The 15,178-nt window shown below is 70.2% G+C and carries 13 protein-coding genes; 8 read left to right on the top strand and 5 right to left on the bottom strand.

The features are described from left to right. The first annotated feature begins 86 nt into the window (after window positions 1–86). The 5 genes from ON31_RS13615 (at window position 87) to ON31_RS13635 (ending at window position 6,670) form a co-directional block, all read left to right on the top strand. Complete coding sequence (locus ON31_RS13615) at window positions 87–839, top strand: MIP/aquaporin family protein (RefSeq protein ID WP_039813644.1); 753 nt, start codon at window positions 87–89, stop codon at window positions 837–839. Between the two features lie 8 nt (window positions 840–847). Then, a complete protein-coding gene (dhaK, locus tag ON31_RS13620; protein ID WP_039813647.1) occupies window positions 848–1,849 on the top strand; it encodes a dihydroxyacetone kinase subunit DhaK in 1,002 nt (333 codons plus the stop codon). 31 nt (window positions 1,850–1,880) lie between these two features. Next, window positions 1,881–2,471, top strand: coding sequence for a dihydroxyacetone kinase subunit DhaL (dhaL, locus tag ON31_RS13625; RefSeq protein ID WP_051037208.1), 591 nt, complete (start codon window positions 1,881–1,883; stop codon window positions 2,469–2,471). After that, window positions 2,468–5,266 carry a phosphoenolpyruvate--protein phosphotransferase gene (gene ptsP / locus ON31_RS36645; protein WP_039813651.1) on the top strand — a complete coding sequence of 933 codons (2,799 nt, stop codon included), beginning with the start codon at window positions 2,468–2,470 and terminating at the stop codon, window positions 5,264–5,266. The genes dhaL and ptsP overlap by 4 nt, the downstream gene beginning before the upstream one ends. A gap of 108 nt (window positions 5,267–5,374) precedes the next feature. Continuing rightward, entirely contained in the window at window positions 5,375–6,670 is a 1,296-nt protein-coding gene (locus tag ON31_RS13635) for an LCP family protein (RefSeq protein WP_051037200.1), read from the top strand. Window positions 6,671–6,676: 6 nt separating this feature from the next. Here ON31_RS13635 and ON31_RS13640 read toward each other — a convergent pair whose 3' ends face one another. Then, entirely contained in the window at window positions 6,677–7,159 is a 483-nt protein-coding gene (locus ON31_RS13640) for a hypothetical protein (protein WP_039813653.1), read from the bottom strand. 69 nt (window positions 7,160–7,228) lie between these two features. Next, window positions 7,229–9,970, bottom strand: a complete 2,742-nt coding sequence (locus ON31_RS13645; protein WP_039813698.1) for a cation-transporting P-type ATPase — start codon at window positions 9,968–9,970, stop codon at window positions 7,229–7,231. A 237-nt stretch (window positions 9,971–10,207) separates the two neighbouring features. On the opposite strand from ON31_RS13645, the gene ON31_RS36650 reads away from it, so the two are divergent. After that, the gene (locus ON31_RS36650; RefSeq protein WP_051037201.1) at window positions 10,208–10,636 is read left to right on the top strand and encodes a lipocalin-like domain-containing protein; all 429 of its coding nucleotides are present in this window, start codon (window positions 10,208–10,210) and stop codon (window positions 10,634–10,636) included. A 222-nt stretch (window positions 10,637–10,858) separates the two neighbouring features. Here ON31_RS36650 and ON31_RS13660 read toward each other — a convergent pair whose 3' ends face one another. Together ON31_RS13660 and ON31_RS13665 are read right to left on the bottom strand one after the other, a co-directional pair. Further along, complete coding sequence (locus ON31_RS13660) at window positions 10,859–11,437, bottom strand: TetR/AcrR family transcriptional regulator (RefSeq protein ID WP_039813658.1); 579 nt, start codon at window positions 11,435–11,437, stop codon at window positions 10,859–10,861. Continuing rightward, entirely contained in the window at window positions 11,434–11,907 is a 474-nt protein-coding gene (locus ON31_RS13665; RefSeq protein ID WP_306306415.1) for an SRPBCC family protein, read from the bottom strand. The genes ON31_RS13660 and ON31_RS13665 overlap by 4 nt, the downstream gene beginning before the upstream one ends. A gap of 83 nt (window positions 11,908–11,990) precedes the next feature. Between ON31_RS13665 and ON31_RS13670 the strand changes: the two genes are divergently transcribed. Continuing rightward, window positions 11,991–13,067, top strand: coding sequence for an LLM class flavin-dependent oxidoreductase (locus ON31_RS13670; RefSeq protein ID WP_051037202.1), 1,077 nt, complete (start codon window positions 11,991–11,993; stop codon window positions 13,065–13,067). Between the two features lie 96 nt (window positions 13,068–13,163). Then, window positions 13,164–14,015: an NAD(P)H-binding protein gene (locus tag ON31_RS13675; protein ID WP_039813662.1), complete on the top strand. Its 852-nt coding sequence runs from the start codon at window positions 13,164–13,166 to the stop codon at window positions 14,013–14,015. A gap of 22 nt (window positions 14,016–14,037) precedes the next feature. Here ON31_RS13675 and ON31_RS13680 read toward each other — a convergent pair. Next, window positions 14,038–15,178 (bottom strand): Mrp/NBP35 family ATP-binding protein (locus ON31_RS13680; protein WP_039813705.1); only part of this gene is annotated, 1,141 nt, incomplete at its 5' end.

Below are 15,178 nucleotides of genomic sequence, written 5' to 3' on the forward strand. Positions count from 1 at the left end.
GGCCCTTGTGACCCGAGCCACAACACCGTACTCTACGAATTCTATTCGACATTATCGAATGGCGTTCGACATATCTGGAGTACCTCATGGATGGACTGCGGACACCGCAGCGTCTCGCGGCGGAAGTGCTCGGCACGGCATTCCTCGTCTTCATCGGCGTCGGGTCGGTCCCGGCGACGCTCATCGTCAACGGCGACGCGCCGTTCACCATGGCAGACCTGGGCATGATCTCGTTGGCGTTCGGCACGGTCGTGGTCGCGACCGTCTACGCCTTCGGACATGTGTCAGGTAATCACATCAACCCGGCGGTCACCCTCGCCCTCGCGGTGTCCGGACAGTTCCCGTGGCGGCAGGTCCCCGCCTACCTCGCCGCGCAGCTGGTCGGCGCGGTACTCGGTGCGCTGGCCATCCTCGGCACCCTCGGCGACCGCGCCAGCGAGGTGGGGCTCGGCATCGCCGCCTACGGCACGGATGTGGGTGCGGGACAGGCGTTCATCGCCGAATTCGTCGGCACCTTCATCCTGGTGCTGACCGTCCTGCTGGTCGTACACCGCGCCGCCGCACCGGGATTCGCGGGCGTGGCGATCGGGCTCGTGGTCTTCGCCGCCATCATCCCGGTGGCCCCGGCCACGGGAGCGTCCATCAATCCCGCCCGCACCCTCGGTCCGATGCTGGTGCAGCAGCTGTGGGGCGGCGACGTGCACTGGGGTCAGGCCCCGGTCTACCTGGCCGCCGAATTCCTCGCCGGGGTGGCCGCGGCCGCCACCGCGTATGCCCTCACCCGCACCTCGCACCGCCTCGGCGCGACCGCCGAACCGGTCGAATCGACCGTCCGATAGGAGATCTCGTGAAGAAGCTCATCAACGATCCCGCCGATGTGGTCGACGATGCCCTGGCCGGTATGGCGGCCGCGCATCCGGAGCTGCGCATCGACGAGAAGAACCGCGTGATCCTGCGCGCCGACGCCCCGACCCCCGGCAAGGTCGGCTTGGTGTCGGGCGGCGGCTCCGGTCACGAACCGCTGCACGGCGGCTTCGTCGGCCGCGGCATGCTCGACGCCGCGTGCGCCGGTGAGGTTTTCACCTCCCCGGTGCCCGACCGCATCCTGGCCGCCACCACCGCCGTGGACGCGGGTGCGGGCGTGCTGCACATCGTGAAGAACTACACCGGCGACGTCATGAACTTCGAGATGGCCGCCGAACTGGCGGCGGCCGAATCCGGTACCGAGGTGGTGTCGGTGGTCGTCGACGACGATGTGGCCGTGCGCGACAGCCTCTACACCGCCGGGCGGCGCGGCGTCGGCGGCACCCTGGTGGTGGAGAAGCTGGCGGGCGCGGCCGCCGAGGCGGGCCGGCCGCTGCCCGAGGTGGCCGCCGTGGCTCGCCGCGCCAATGCCGAAACCCGCAGCATGGGTGTGGCATTGACCTCGTGCACGGTGCCCGCCGCCGGTCGGCCCACCTTCGAACTGGGCGAGGCGGAGATGGAACTGGGCATCGGCATCCACGGCGAACCCGGACGGCGACGCCTGCCGCTGGCCTCCGCCCGGGAGATCGCCGAGCTGCTGGTCGAACCCCTGCTGTCGGATCTGCCGTATCGGTCCGGCGACCGGGTCATCTGTTTCGTCAACGGGATGGGCGGCACGCCGCTGCTCGAGCTGTACGTGATGTACAACGAGGTCGCGCGGGTGCTGCGGGCACACGGCGTCGAGGTGGTCCGGTCACTGGTCGGCCCGTATGTCACCAGCCTGGACATGGCGGGATGCTCGGTGACGGTGACCCGGGTCGACGACGAACTGCTGGAACTATGGGACGCGCCGGTGCGGACACCGGCCCTGAACTGGGGAGTGTGACACCGTGACAAGTATCGACGTGCAGCGCTGGATGCGTGAATTCGCCGCGCTGATCGATGAGCATGCCGACGAGCTCACCGCCCTCGACGCCGCCATCGGCGACGCCGACCACGGCAGCAACATGCAACGCGGCGCGCGGGCGATCGTGGCCGAATTCGACTCCGCCGCTCCCGATTCCGCCGCCGCCGCGATCAAACAGGCGGGTATGGTGCTGGTCCGCTCGGTCGGCGGGGCCAGCGGGCCGCTGTACGGCACCTTCCTGCTGCGGATGGCCGCGACCACCACCGGCGAACTCGACGCCGACACCTTCGGCAAGGCCGTGCGCGCCGGTATCGACGGTGTGGTGGCGCGCGGCAAGGCCCAGACCGGGGACAAGACCATGTACGACGCCCTGGCTCCGGCCGCCGACGCTTTCGATCGCAGCCTGGCCGCCGGGGCGGATTTCGCGGCCGCCCTGGACGCCATGGTGACGGCCGCCGCTACGGGCCGCGATGCGACGGTGCCGATGCAGGCCCGCAAGGGCCGCGCCTCCTATCTGGGGGAACGCAGTGTCGGCCATCAGGATCCGGGTGCCACCAGCGCGGTGCTGCTGCTGCGCGCGGCCCGGCGGGCGGTGCGATGACCGGCATCGTCGTCGTCTCCCACAGCCGTGCGCTCGCCCGGTCCGCGGCGGCCTTGGCCGCCGAGATGCTGCACGACAGTCCGGTGCGCATCGAGATCGCGGCCGGACTGGACGAGCACACCCTCGGCACCGACGCCACCGCGGTCGCTGCCGCCATCACGGCCGCCGACAGCGGTGCCGGCGTCCTGATCCTCATGGACCTCGGCAGCGCGATCCTGTCCGCCGAACTCGCCCTGGACCTGCTCGACGGTCCGCACCGGGTACGGCTGTGCGCGGCCCCGCTGGTCGAGGGCCTGGTGGCCGCCGCCGTAGCCGCCGCCGGGGGAGCCGACCTCGACGAGGTGGCCGACGAGGCGGAACACGCGCTGGACGGGAAACGGTCGCAACTGGGGGCCAGCGAACCAGCGACGGGCTACGCGGCCGCGTCCGAGCACGAGCGGCCGCCGACCGGCGCGGTCGAGTGTGCTGGCGCGGACGTGTCCGGGTCGGTCGATCCGCATCCTGTGGACGAGGCGGCAGCCGCTGACAGCAGTCCGGATGCGGCTGATCGTGCTGCGGCGGAAGCGTCGGTGACGGCCGGTCGAGATCCTGCCGCAGTGTCGACGACGGCCGAGAGGGAACGGGCGCGCGTGGCTGCGATGGTGGATCGGCATACGGCGTCGGGCGTACGCCCCGCCGGGGGAGGGGGCGCGGCGGCACCGGATGCGGTCCGCGCCGTCTTCGTGGTGACCAACGAGCACGGCCTGCACGCCCGTCCCGCCGCGCGGCTGGTGGCGGCGGTGAGCGGCCGCGACGCCGGGGTGCGGGTCAGGAATCTGAGTACCGGATCGCCGTCGGTGTCGGGCCGCAGCCTGAGCCGGATCGCGGCGCTCGGTGTGCGCGCCGGGCACGAGGTGGAGATCACGGCCAGCGGTCCGGACGCACAGGCGGCGGTCGATGCCGTCGTGGACCTGGCGGCGCGCCACTTCGACGAGCGGCCCACGGGTGTCGCGGCGAGCACCGCGACCGAAAGAGCTGCATTCGACAACACTGCGGTCGAAGGCACTGCGGCCGACAGCACTGCGGCCGCGACGCCGCTCCCCGAAAGTGCTCTGTCCGAAGGCAATCCCTCGTCGGCCGGGTGGCGTCACCACGAGTCCGAGCGGACCGGTCCGCTGGCGGCGGCCTCGGGTATCGGGATCGGACCGGCATGGCGGCTCGATACCACCGACTTCCATCTGGAAGACACCCGTGCCGAGGCACCCGCCGTGGAAACCGAACACTTCGACCGCGCGCTCACGACCGTGCGCGGTCGCATCGACGCCGATATCGCGCGCGCCCGGACGGATGACACCGCCAGGGAGATCTTCGCGGCGCACCGACTGCTGTTGGACGATGACGACCTCACCGCATCGGTACGCGCGCGCATTGCCCAGGGTCGGTCGGCCGCCGTGGCGGTCGCCGCCGTTTTCGACAGCGCCGCCGATGAGTTGGCGGCGCTGCCCGATGAGTATCAGCGGGCACGGGCCGCCGATGTGCGCGCGGTGCGTGATCAACTGCTCTCGGCTCTGCTCGGGCACACCACCGAGATCACCAGCCGCGCGGGCATCCTGGTGGCCGCGGATCTCACGCCCGCGCAGGTGGCTGGGCTCGACCGCGACCTGGTCACCGGCATCGTGCTGGCGCAGGGCAGCCCCACCGCGCACAGCGCGATTCTTGCCCGCACCAGGGGAATTCCCGCCGTTGTCGCGGCCGGTCCGCAGGTGTTGACCGTACCCGAGCAGACGCTGCTGGTATTCGACGGCGATACCGGCCAGCTCGTCATCGCCCCGGATGCCGACACCCTCGCCGCATTCACCGCGCGAGCCGACGCACAGCGGGCCCGGCGGCGCGCCGCCGGTGCGGCCGCACAGGAACCCGCGGTGACCCGCGACGGAGTCGAGATCCAGGTCGCCGCGAACGTCGGCAGTGTGGCGGACGCGGCGGACGCGGTGCGCGGCGGTGCGGACGGCGCGGGACTGGTCCGCACCGAATTCCTCTTCCTCGACCGGGCCGACGCCCCGTCCGCCGCGGAGCAGGAGCAGGTGTACCGGGACCTGGCGACTACCTTCGACGGACGCCCGATGGTGCTGCGCACCCTCGATGTGGGCGGTGACAAACCACTGCCGTACCTCGCTCAGCCGGTGGAGGCGAATCCTTTTCTCGGACAGCGCGGTATCCGTCTCGCCCTGGCGCATCCGCACCTGTTGCGCGAGCAGCTGAGCGCCGTCGTGCGGGTGGCCGCGGACCATCCGATCGGGGTGATGTTCCCGATGGTGACCGACGTACGAGAGATCGACGCGGGCCGGAGGATGCTGGAAGAGGTGGCCCCCGAGGGGCTTTCGCTCGAGGTCGGCATCATGGTGGAGGTGCCCGCCACGGCGGCGAAAACGGCAGAGCTGGCCGAGCACGTGGACTTCTTCAGCATCGGCACCAATGACCTCACCCAGTACGCGTTGGCGGTCGAGCGGGGCAACGAGGCCGTGGCCGCGTTGGCGGACGCCCTCGATCCGGGAGTGCTGCGGTTGATCGACATGGTCTGCCGAGGTGCGGGCGGGGCGCGGGTGGCGGTCTGCGGCGAGTTGGCCTCCGACCCGGTGGCGGTGCCGATCCTGCTGGGTCTCGGAGTCACCGAGCTCAGTGTCGCACCCGCCGCCGTCCCGCTGATCAAGGCCGCCGTGCGGACGCTGGACCACGCGGCCTGCGTGGACCTGGCCGCGCGGGCACTGCGCTGCGCCACCGCCACCGCGGTGCGCGGGCTGCCGCGTCCGGCCTGATCGCGGTGGGCCGGGCGGATTGCCGAGGAGTCGCCGTGTCCGGCATCACCAACCGGTTGGTCTGCTCATTCAGGCTGTTCACAGCTTTGCGTCACACACTCGAAGGTGATGCCCGACAAACCTCGCAATCCGTCCGCCCATTACGGACCGCGTCACGCCCGCGGGCCGCGGCACCGTGCGGTGCCGGTGCGGTCGGTGCGGGCCCGTCGCGCCCGCGGGCTGGTGCGACTGCTCACCGCGACGGTGGCGGCGGTCGTGGTCGGGGTGACCGGGGTGGGCTGGTACGCCTCGGCCGGGCTCGATAACGGTTTCGCGCGCTCGGATGTGCTCAGCGACGAGGATGTCGCCGCCCTCGACGGCGACCTCAACATCCTGTTGATCGGGTTGGATACGCGCAAGGACTTCGACGGCAAGGACCTGCCGCGCGAGATCCTCGACGCCCTGCACGCCGGGGACAGCGACGTCGGCGGCTACAACGCGAATTCACTGATCCTGGTGCACATTCCGAAGGATCTGAGCAAGATCGTGGCCTTCTCCATCCCGCGCGACGACTATGTCGACGTCTCCGGTATCCCCGGCTACAGCAAGGTCAAGATCAAAGAAGCGTACGGCCTGAAAAAGGCCGCGGTGGAACAGGATCTGATGGAGCAGGGCGTGACCGACCCGGTCGAGCTCGAGCATCGCGGGCGGGAGGCGGGGCGCGCCTCCATCGTGCAGACCGTGCGCTCGCTCACCGGTGTCCCGATCAACCGCTTCGCCGAGATCTCCCTCGCCGGGTTCTACGACCTGGCCAATGCCGTCGGCGGCGTGGAGGTCTGCCTCGTCGACGCCGTCGACGACAGCTACTACTCCGGCGCGGTCTTCCCGGCCGGTCGCCAGCATCTCGACGGCGCGCAGGCGCTGGCCTTCGTGCGCCAACGCCACGGCCTGCCCAACGGCGATCTCGACCGCACCCACCGCCAGCAGGCATTCCTCATGTCGGTCGCCAAGTCGCTGCAGGATTCCGGCACTTTCACCGATCTGGGCAAGCTGAAGCGACTCGTGGACGTCGCCCATGCGGACATGATGCTGTCCAAGGGCTGGAACCTGCTCGAGTTCGCCCACACCCTCGGCCGGGCGGGTTCGATTCCGGTGGAGTTCCGCACGCTGCCGGTGCTGCGCTACGCCACCGTCAACGGCCAGGACGTGAACATCATCGACCCGGACGCCATCGAACGGGAAGTCCGCACCGCCTTCGGGCTGCCGGCACCCCCGCCGACCACCACGCCCAGCGCCGATGCGGACGAGGCGGCCGAAACCGCGAGTACCACAACGTCTTCGGCCACCACCACGACTGCCTCGACCCCCACCGCGGGCAAGCCGGTGACGGGGTCGATCGGCGACGGTATTCCGTGCGTGAACTGAGCGGGTTCAGGCGACCGCGAGGGTGGGGAAGCCGGGTGGCGGGGTGCCGCGCCGTGTACGTCGCTGATCCAGCACCGCGAAGACGACGGTGAGCGCGGCCGCCGCCACGTAGGCGAGAACCGCGCAGCCGGCGACCGTGCCGAACGTATCCGCCGCGGCCCGCGAGACCTCCCCGTCACCGGTGGCCAGGGTCGCCACCGGCACCGGATAGCGATCCGGGACATCGGTGAAGTCCGGCAGGGTGAGCGCGAAGGCCAGCAGGGCCAGATCGGCGGCCGCGAGGGCCAGCAGACTGCGCGGGCGTAGGGTCGGCGCGAGCGCGGCGGCGACCGAGACCGCCACCAACAGCGGGGCCAACACGATCACGGCGACCACGCCGAGTGACATGAACACGATGACCAGCCACCAGCCCGGTGCCAGCACGCGCACCCCGAGCGCGAGCAGCACGACGAGCAGCTGACCGATGAGCAGTGCCGAGCGGTTCATCATCGACCTCCGTCCAGGAACCACGACGCTGTCGATCCTGACGCCGACCAGCAGCTCGGCGCCTGCGCGCGACTACTCGATCGACTGCGTAGTTCCACTCGAGCGGCTCGGCCGCCGCAGCCGCTTGTCGACGGCGACCACGGCGCTGGCGACGGCAGCGATGGCCGCGATCCGCAGCCAGGAGTCGACCGCGATCGGGGCGGTGTCGAAGACGGTGTTCATGACCGGCAGATACGTGATGGCGACCTGACCGACGGCTTGCAGCGCGACACCCCCGGTGATCCACGGATTGGAGAACAGCCCGATCCGCCACGCGGAGTGGGTGAGCGAGCGGCAGCTGAACAGATAGAACGCCTCCACCACTACGAACAGGTTCACCGCGGCGGTGCGGGCCTCGGCCAGGCTCGCACCGTGGGCGAGTTCCCATTCGAACAGCCACCAGGTGCCCGCGACCAGCAGGGTCGACACCAGCAGGGTCCGCAGCACGAGTGAGCCGGTCATCAGGGGCTGGCCGGGATCGCGTGGCGGGCGGGTCATGATGGCGGGTTCCTTCGGTTCGAAGGCCAGCATGAGCCCGAGGGCGACGGCGGTGGTCATATTGATCCAGAGGATCTGCGTGGGCAGGATCGGCAGCGCCGCACCGGCCGCGATCGCGACCAGCAGCACCAACCCCTCACCGATATTCGTCGGCAGCGTCCAGGTGATGAATTTGACCAGGTTGTCGAAGACGCCGCGGCCCTCCTCGACGGCCGCCTCGATGGTGGCGAAATCGTCGTCGATGAGGACCATGTCGGCGGCGTCCTTGGCCACCTCGGTCCCGCCCGCGCCCATGGCCACGCCGATATCGGCTTGGCGCAGCGCCGGGGCGTCGTTGACGCCGTCACCGGTCATGGCGACCACGTGCCCGCGGGCCTGGAGCGCTTCGACCAGGCGCAGTTTCTGCTCGGGGGAGACGCGGGCGAAGACATGCGTGCGGTCCACCGTCTCGGCGAACCGCTCCGGGGGCAGGGCATCCAATTCGCCTCCGGTGAGCGCGGATTCGTCGTCCCGGGGGTCGACCAGGCCGATTCGGGTGGCTATCGCGGCGGCGGTGGCGGCGTGGTCGCCGGTGATCATCTTGACCGCGATGCCCGCGCTGCGGCAGGACTCGACGGCGATGGGCACCGCGGAACGGGCGGGGTCGAGCATGGCCTGCAAACCGGTGAAGATCAGTCCTGCGGCGAGGGAGTCGACGGTGAACTCCGCGGGTGCGGCGGTCGGTCGCACGGCCGTGGCCAGCACGCGCAGACCGCGTGCGGCCAGCTCGTCGGCGGCGGTGAGGACGGCGTCCCGGTCCAGCGGCGTGGTCGTGCCGTCGGCGCGCAGCGCGGTGGGGCACAGGTCGAGGATCTGTTCGACCGCGCCCTTGACCAGCGCCACCCGATCGGCGGCGGATGCGGAGCCGGAATCGCGGTGCAGGGTGGCCATATAGCGGCGGTGCGAGCTGAACGGGATGGTCGCCACCCGGGGCAGCAGCCGCGCGATGCGCTCGCGGTCGAGACCGGCCTTGGCGGCGGCCACCAGCAGCGCGCCCTCGGTGGGATCGCCGACGATCGTCCACCGGCCGTCGTCGCGGTGCAGGGTGGCGTCATTGCAGGCGGCACCGGCCAGCAGCGTCCAGCGCAGGGCCTGATGCTGTTCCGAATCGGCTGTCGCGCCGCTGGATTCGCCGATGGTGCCGGTCGGGGCATAGCCGGTTCCGCTGACCTCGAACCGGCCGTCCGGTGTCCAGATGGTGGTGACGGTCATCTGGTTCTCGGTGAGTGTGCCGGTCTTGTCCGAGCAGATGACCGTGGTGCTGCCGAGGGTTTCCACCGCCGGGAGCTGCCGGATCACGGCGCGCCGCTTGGCCATCCGTGATACGCCGATGGCCAAGGTGATGGTGACCGCGGCCGGTAGGCCCTCCGGGATCGCGCCCACGGCGAGTGCGATGGCGGCAGTGAACATCTCGGCCGCGTCCTGGCCGCGCAGATAGCCCACGGCGAAGGTCGCCGCCGCCAGCACGAGAACGCCGACGGTCAGAATCCTGCTGAACCTGGAGAGTTTTCGGGTCAGCGGCGTGGCCAGGTCCTCGGCCGCACCCACCAGCCGGTGGATCGCCCCGACCTCGGTTTCCGCGCCCGTGGCTACCACGATGCCCGCACCGCTTCCGGCGGTGACCAGCGTCGCCGAATAGGCCATATTGCGGCGATCGGATACCGGGGTGCCCTCCGGCAGCACCACCTCGTCCTTGGCGACCGGCGCGGACTCACCGGTCAGCGCCGATTCGTTCACGCGCAGTTCGGCCACCTGGATCAACCGCAGATCGGCGGGTACCTTGTCACCCGCGTCGAGCAGGACGAGATCGCCGGGAACCAGCTCGTCGGACGGTACCGTCCGCTCGCCGCCGTCGCGTACCACCCTGGCCTGGGTGCGCACCATGGACCGCAGTCCCTCGAGCGCGGCCTCGGCCTTCGACTCCTGAACGAATCCGACCAGCGCGTTGATCACCACGACGCCGAAAATCACCGCGGAGTCCACGTATTCGGCCAGCACGGCGGTCACCACACCGGCGACCAGCAGCACATAGATCAGCGGATTGTGCAGCTGACGCAGCAGACGCATCGGCCACCCGGCACGCGGTGCGTCCGGCAAGGTGTTCGGGCCGAACCGTGCCATCCGCTTGGCGGCCTCGGGTCGGCTCAGTCCGCGATGCCGATCGGTCTCGAGCAGCAGCACCACCTCATGGGCGGACAGCCCGTGATGGGCATTGGTGACCACGTCCGGAACGTCGATCTCCGCGGCCGCCCGCGGCACGACTCGGTCATACGAACGTTCGGCTGGGCGCATACCCCCATTCCATATCGGGTGCGCGGCGACCTACCAGGGCATTTCGTCCCCCGGCCCGGGTGCCGGGCAACCCGTGTGAACAGAGGCCCTTCGCCCCTGGTGCCGGACCGGCCGACCGCGGGACAGTGTCTTCACCCGCCATCCGACCTAGCGTGCTTCGCGTCCCGGACTAGCATCGACCCCATGGACTCCGGTGCTCTGGTGGGTCGGTGGCGGTTGACGGCGTGGACCGCCACCGACCCCACCGGCACGGTCACCCGACCGTTCGGCGACCACCCCGACGGCTCCGTGATCTACACCCCCGGCGGCTGGATGAGCGGCCACCTGTCCCGCCCCGACCGCCCGCACCTGTCGACCCCGAATGCCCTCGGCGGCCCCGAACCCGAACGCGCCCAAGCCTATGCGACCTACATCGCCTACTGCGGCGAATACCGCATCGAGGGCGATACCGTCGTCCACACCCTGCGCATGAGCCTGTTCCCGAACTGGGCGGGCACCGAGCAGCGACGCACAGTCGACCTGTCCGACGACCGATTGGTGCTCAGCACCCCACCCACCCCCGTCGGCGACCAGGTCCTCGTCAATCGCCTGCACTGGATCCGCGTCGAATAGGGGAAGCGCCGTCCGTACCTCAGTCGTCCACCGTGAGTGACAAGCGTGCGGCGTATCGATACGAGACCAGGACGAAATCGTCCCACATGCACGCGTGGTAGTCCTCGGGCCAGGTGCGGGCCCGAGCCGCGAAACGAATCGTGCCCCAACAGGGTTTCGACCGCATCGTTGAAGCGCCGGCGACGGACTCGTCGCCGTTCACGCGCGCCGAGCCGGTGGCCTTCAGCCTGGTGACGATGGCTCGGCCAGGAGGGGTTCCAGTTCGGTGGCCACGTCGTCGAGGGGCTGGAGGGTGCGGGAGGTGCGGCAGAGGATGATGGCCCCCTCGAGGGCGGAGAGGGTCAGGGTGGCGAGGCGGGTCGCTCGGGGGACGGGGTGGCCGGCGGTGGTGAGGGAGGTGGTGAGGACGGTGTGCCAGCGGGTGGTGATGGCGGCGACCTCGGGGTGGAGGGCGCGATCGTCCTCGGTGCCGCCGACGGCCACCGCCATGGCGGGGCAGACCGCGTGGAAGTCGGAGGTGAGCAGCAGGTGACGCCAGAATTCGACGAAGCGGTGCATGGCCGCGGCGGGGCCGGTGGCGGCGGCGCTCTCGATCATGTCGGCGATGGTGTCGGCCGCGAGTTGCAGGGTCTCGCTGAGCAATTGGCGTCGCCCGCCGGGGAAATGGTGGTAGACCGATCCGCGCGGGGTGCCGGTGCGGGTGAGCACCGCGTCGATGGTGACGCCCGCCGAGCCGCGCTCGCGCAGCAGTTCCACCGCGCCCAGCAGCATCTTCTGCTTGGTTCTGCCGCGCGCGGTCACTCGGGCTCCCGCGGTTCGAAGGTCGCCTTGACGGCGGCCAGATTGGCGCGCATATTGCGTTCCCACTCGGCCAGCCGGTTGGCGATGATGCGGGCTTCCTTGTCCGGCATGGCGTCGATGGCGTAGCTCAGCCCGGACGGGCCCGGTCCGAGCCGCCCCCACTGGCGCACGATCACACCCGACCGGGTCGGATCCACCTCGAATCCCCAGGTGGAGCTGACACCCTCGGGTCCGTGCACCTGCCAGACCCAGCGTCGTTCCGGCTCCACCTCGACCACCTCGCACTCGGTGGACCAGGTGCCCATGGCGCTGTGCTGGTTGGTGCCCCGGAACCGCGCGCCCACCGCCACCCGATCCGCGCCGTCGAGCCATTCCGCCGACTCGAGTTCATCCGATACCCGAGGCGGCAGCGTGATATCGGTGACCAGGGCCCACGCCTGCGCGGGGGTGCACGAAACACGTTCGGACACTTCGATGATCGGTTGATCGCGGTAGCGCACGGTGTGGCCTCTCGGGTTTCCGACAACAGTCACTATGATCTATAACATAGAACATGGTCGCGACGCACTCCCTGAGCAAGCAGCTCCCGAGGAAACCGCTACGGATCGGCGTAGTCATCGAACCCCGCCTCCCCGGAGCCGCCGACTTCGCGCGGGAGGTCGAACGGCTCGGCGTCGATTCGCTGTGGGTGCCCGAGGTGTGGGGGTACGACGCCCTCACCGGCCTGGCCTATCTCGCCGCCCAGACGACCTCGATCGGCTTGGGCACCTTCGTCGTTCAGCTCGGCTCCCGCTCCCCGGCACTGCTCGCAACGTCGGCGCTGAGTCTGCAGGAACTGTCCGGTGGCCGCTTCCGCCTCGGCATCGGTGTCTCCGGCCCGCGAGTCATGGAGGGCTGGCACGGCGTGCGCTTCCGCAAGCCCGTGCGCACCACCCGCGAGACCATCGACATCCTGCGCCTGATCAGCCGCGGCGAACCACTGCGCTACGACGGCGAGGTCTACACCCTGCCGCTGCCCGACAGCGCGGGCCGCGCGCTACGCCCCCTGGTGGCACCTCGTGAGGTGCCCGTCTACGTCGCCGCCATGGGACCCGCCAACCTCCGGCTCACCGGCGCGGCCGCCGACGGCTGGCTCGGCAACGCCTTCATTCCCGAGACCGCCGAGGTCTTCCTCGACCCGCTGCGCGAGGGTGCCGAATCGGCAGGCCGCACCCTCGCCGACCTCGACCTGGTGGCGCCGGTCGCCGTCGAGTTCGCCGACGACGAAGCCGATGCGGCACAACGCATTCGACGCCACGCCGAGGGTTATGCCTTCACCATCGGGGCCATGGGCGCGGCGGGCCGCAATTTCTACAACGAGGCGTTCACCCGCCTGGGTTTCGGTGCCGCCGTCGAGCGCGTCGCCGACCTGTGGCAGTCGGGCAACCGTGACGAGGCCCGCCGCGCGGTACCGCTGGAGCTGGGCAGCCACACCAATCTGGTCGGCACCGAGCAGACCATCGCCGATCGCATCGAACGCTTTCGGGCGGCTGGCATGTCGACACTGCTGGCGAAGCTGGAGACCCCGTTCGAGGAGCAGCTGGCAACCCTGCGGCGACTCGTCGACCTGGTGGGTGACTCGCCCGCCTGAGACACACAGGCGGGGCGGCCGCTCGCAAGACGGCCACGTATGGGGGCGAGCTTCTCGACGATGGTTGCGCGGCGCTCGGGCGGCTTGAGTAGAGGTATGACTTCGAACAACGAACAAGCAGCAGCGCAGACCATTCTCGTCACCGCGGGAACCGGGAAGGTGGGGCGGCGGGTGGCCGAGCGGTTGAGCGCCGCCGGGTACCCGGTGCGCATCGGATCCCGGTCGGCGGCGGTGCCGTTCGACTGGGCCGACCGGGATGGCTGGGACGCGGTGCTGGACGGCGTGTCGGCGGCCTTCCTGATGTACACCCCGGATATCGGGGATCCGCGTGCGGGAGAGACGATCCGGGCCTTCAGTGAGCTGGCGGTCGCGAAGGGCGTGCGGCGGCTGGTGCTGTTGTCGGCCCGGGGCGAGGACCAGGCGGCCGCGGCCGAGCGGGCGGTGCGGGAGAGCGGTGCGGAATGGACTGTGCTGCAAGCGGCCTGGTTCGACCAGAATTTCGATGAGGGCGTGTTCACGGACATGATCCTCGGCGGCGCGCTCGCCTTCCCGGCCGGTCAGGTCCTGGAGCCCTTCATCGATTCCGGCGATCTCGCCGATGTGGCGGTCGCCGCGCTCACCGAGGCCGGGCATGCGGGCCGGGATTACGACCTGACCGGCCCGCGGCTGCTGAGCTTCGGTGACGCGGTGGCCGCGATCGGCGCGGCGACCGGTCGTGAGATCCAGTACATCCCGGTCAGCGGTGCGGAGTTCGGGGCGGTGCTGACATCGGAGTTCGGCATGCCGGACCAGGAGGTGGCCGTGATGCTGGACATCTTCGCGACCCTGCTGGACGGCCGCAATGCCACGGTGACCGACACCGTGCGAGAACTGCTGGGACGCGAGCCGAAGGACTTCGACGACTACGTGCGCGACGCGATCGCGGCGGGTGCGTGGAAGCAGAGCTGAGCGGTCGCGCACCGAGCCCGTCTCAGACCGGCGCGACCGCGAGGCGCTGACCGGCGAGACGGGTTCGACGTGCGTCCAGACGATTGGCCAGTACGGAGATCGCCTGGGCAGCAGCGGATTCCGGGTGCGTGAGCACCATCGGGATGCCTTCGTCGCCTGCGGCGCACACGTCGGGGTCGAGGGGGATGCGCGCGAGGACGGGGCAGTCGGCGCCGAGGATGTCGGTGAGCCGAGCGCTGACGTCCTCGGCGCCACCGGAGCCGAACAGCAGGTGGCGGGTGCCGTCGGGGCCTTCGTACCAGGACATGTTCTCGATGACTCCCGCGACTCGTTGTCCGGTCTGCGTGGCGACCGCTCCGGCGCGTTCGGCGATGCGGGCGGCGGTGTGCTGAGGGGTGGTGACGACGATCATCTCCGCCGTGGGCAGCAGTTGGGCGAGCGAGATGGCGATATCGCCGGTTCCGGGCGGTAGGTCGATGAGCAGGACATCGAGGTCGGACCAGTAGACGTCGGCGAGGAACTGGTTCAGTACGCGGTGCAGCATGGGTCCGCGCCAGACGACCGGTTCGTTGTCGCTGACGAACATGGCGATGGAGATGAGCCGGACACCGTGTGCGGTCGGGGGCATTATCATGCGGTCGACCTGGGTGGGTGTGGCGGTACTGCCCATCATCGACGGTATGGAGTGACCGTGGATATCGGCGTCGAGGATGCCGACGCGCAGCCCGCGCCGCGCCAGTACGGTGGCGAGATTGACGGTGACACTGGACTTTCCGACGCCGCCCTTACCGGAGGCGAGCGCGTAGACGCGGGTGCGGTTGCCGGGCTGGGCGAACGGGATGACGGGGGTGTCGCCGCCGCGCAGCCGCTGCCGGAGCGTCGCACGCTGGGTATCCGTCATGACTCCGAAATCGACAGTGACGGAGGCGGTTCCCGGGACCGAGAGCACCGCTGCTTCGATATCGCGGGTGAGCCTGGCCCGCATCGGGCATCCGGCCACCGTCAGCAGCACCCGTACAGTAACCCGGTTGCCGGGCGCGATGTCGACCCCCGCGACCATATCCAGTTCGGTGATCGGGCGGTTGATCTCCGGGTCGTGCACACCGGCGAGAGCGCCAAGGATCGCCGCCGTCTCGACCGCCGGCGCGACGGCAACCCCGCTG

Origin of the sequence: Nocardia otitidiscaviarum NBRC 14405 (assembly GCF_000308635.1) — a bacterium.
Taxonomy (GTDB): Bacteria; Actinomycetota; Actinomycetes; order Mycobacteriales; family Mycobacteriaceae; genus Nocardia; species Nocardia otitidiscaviarum.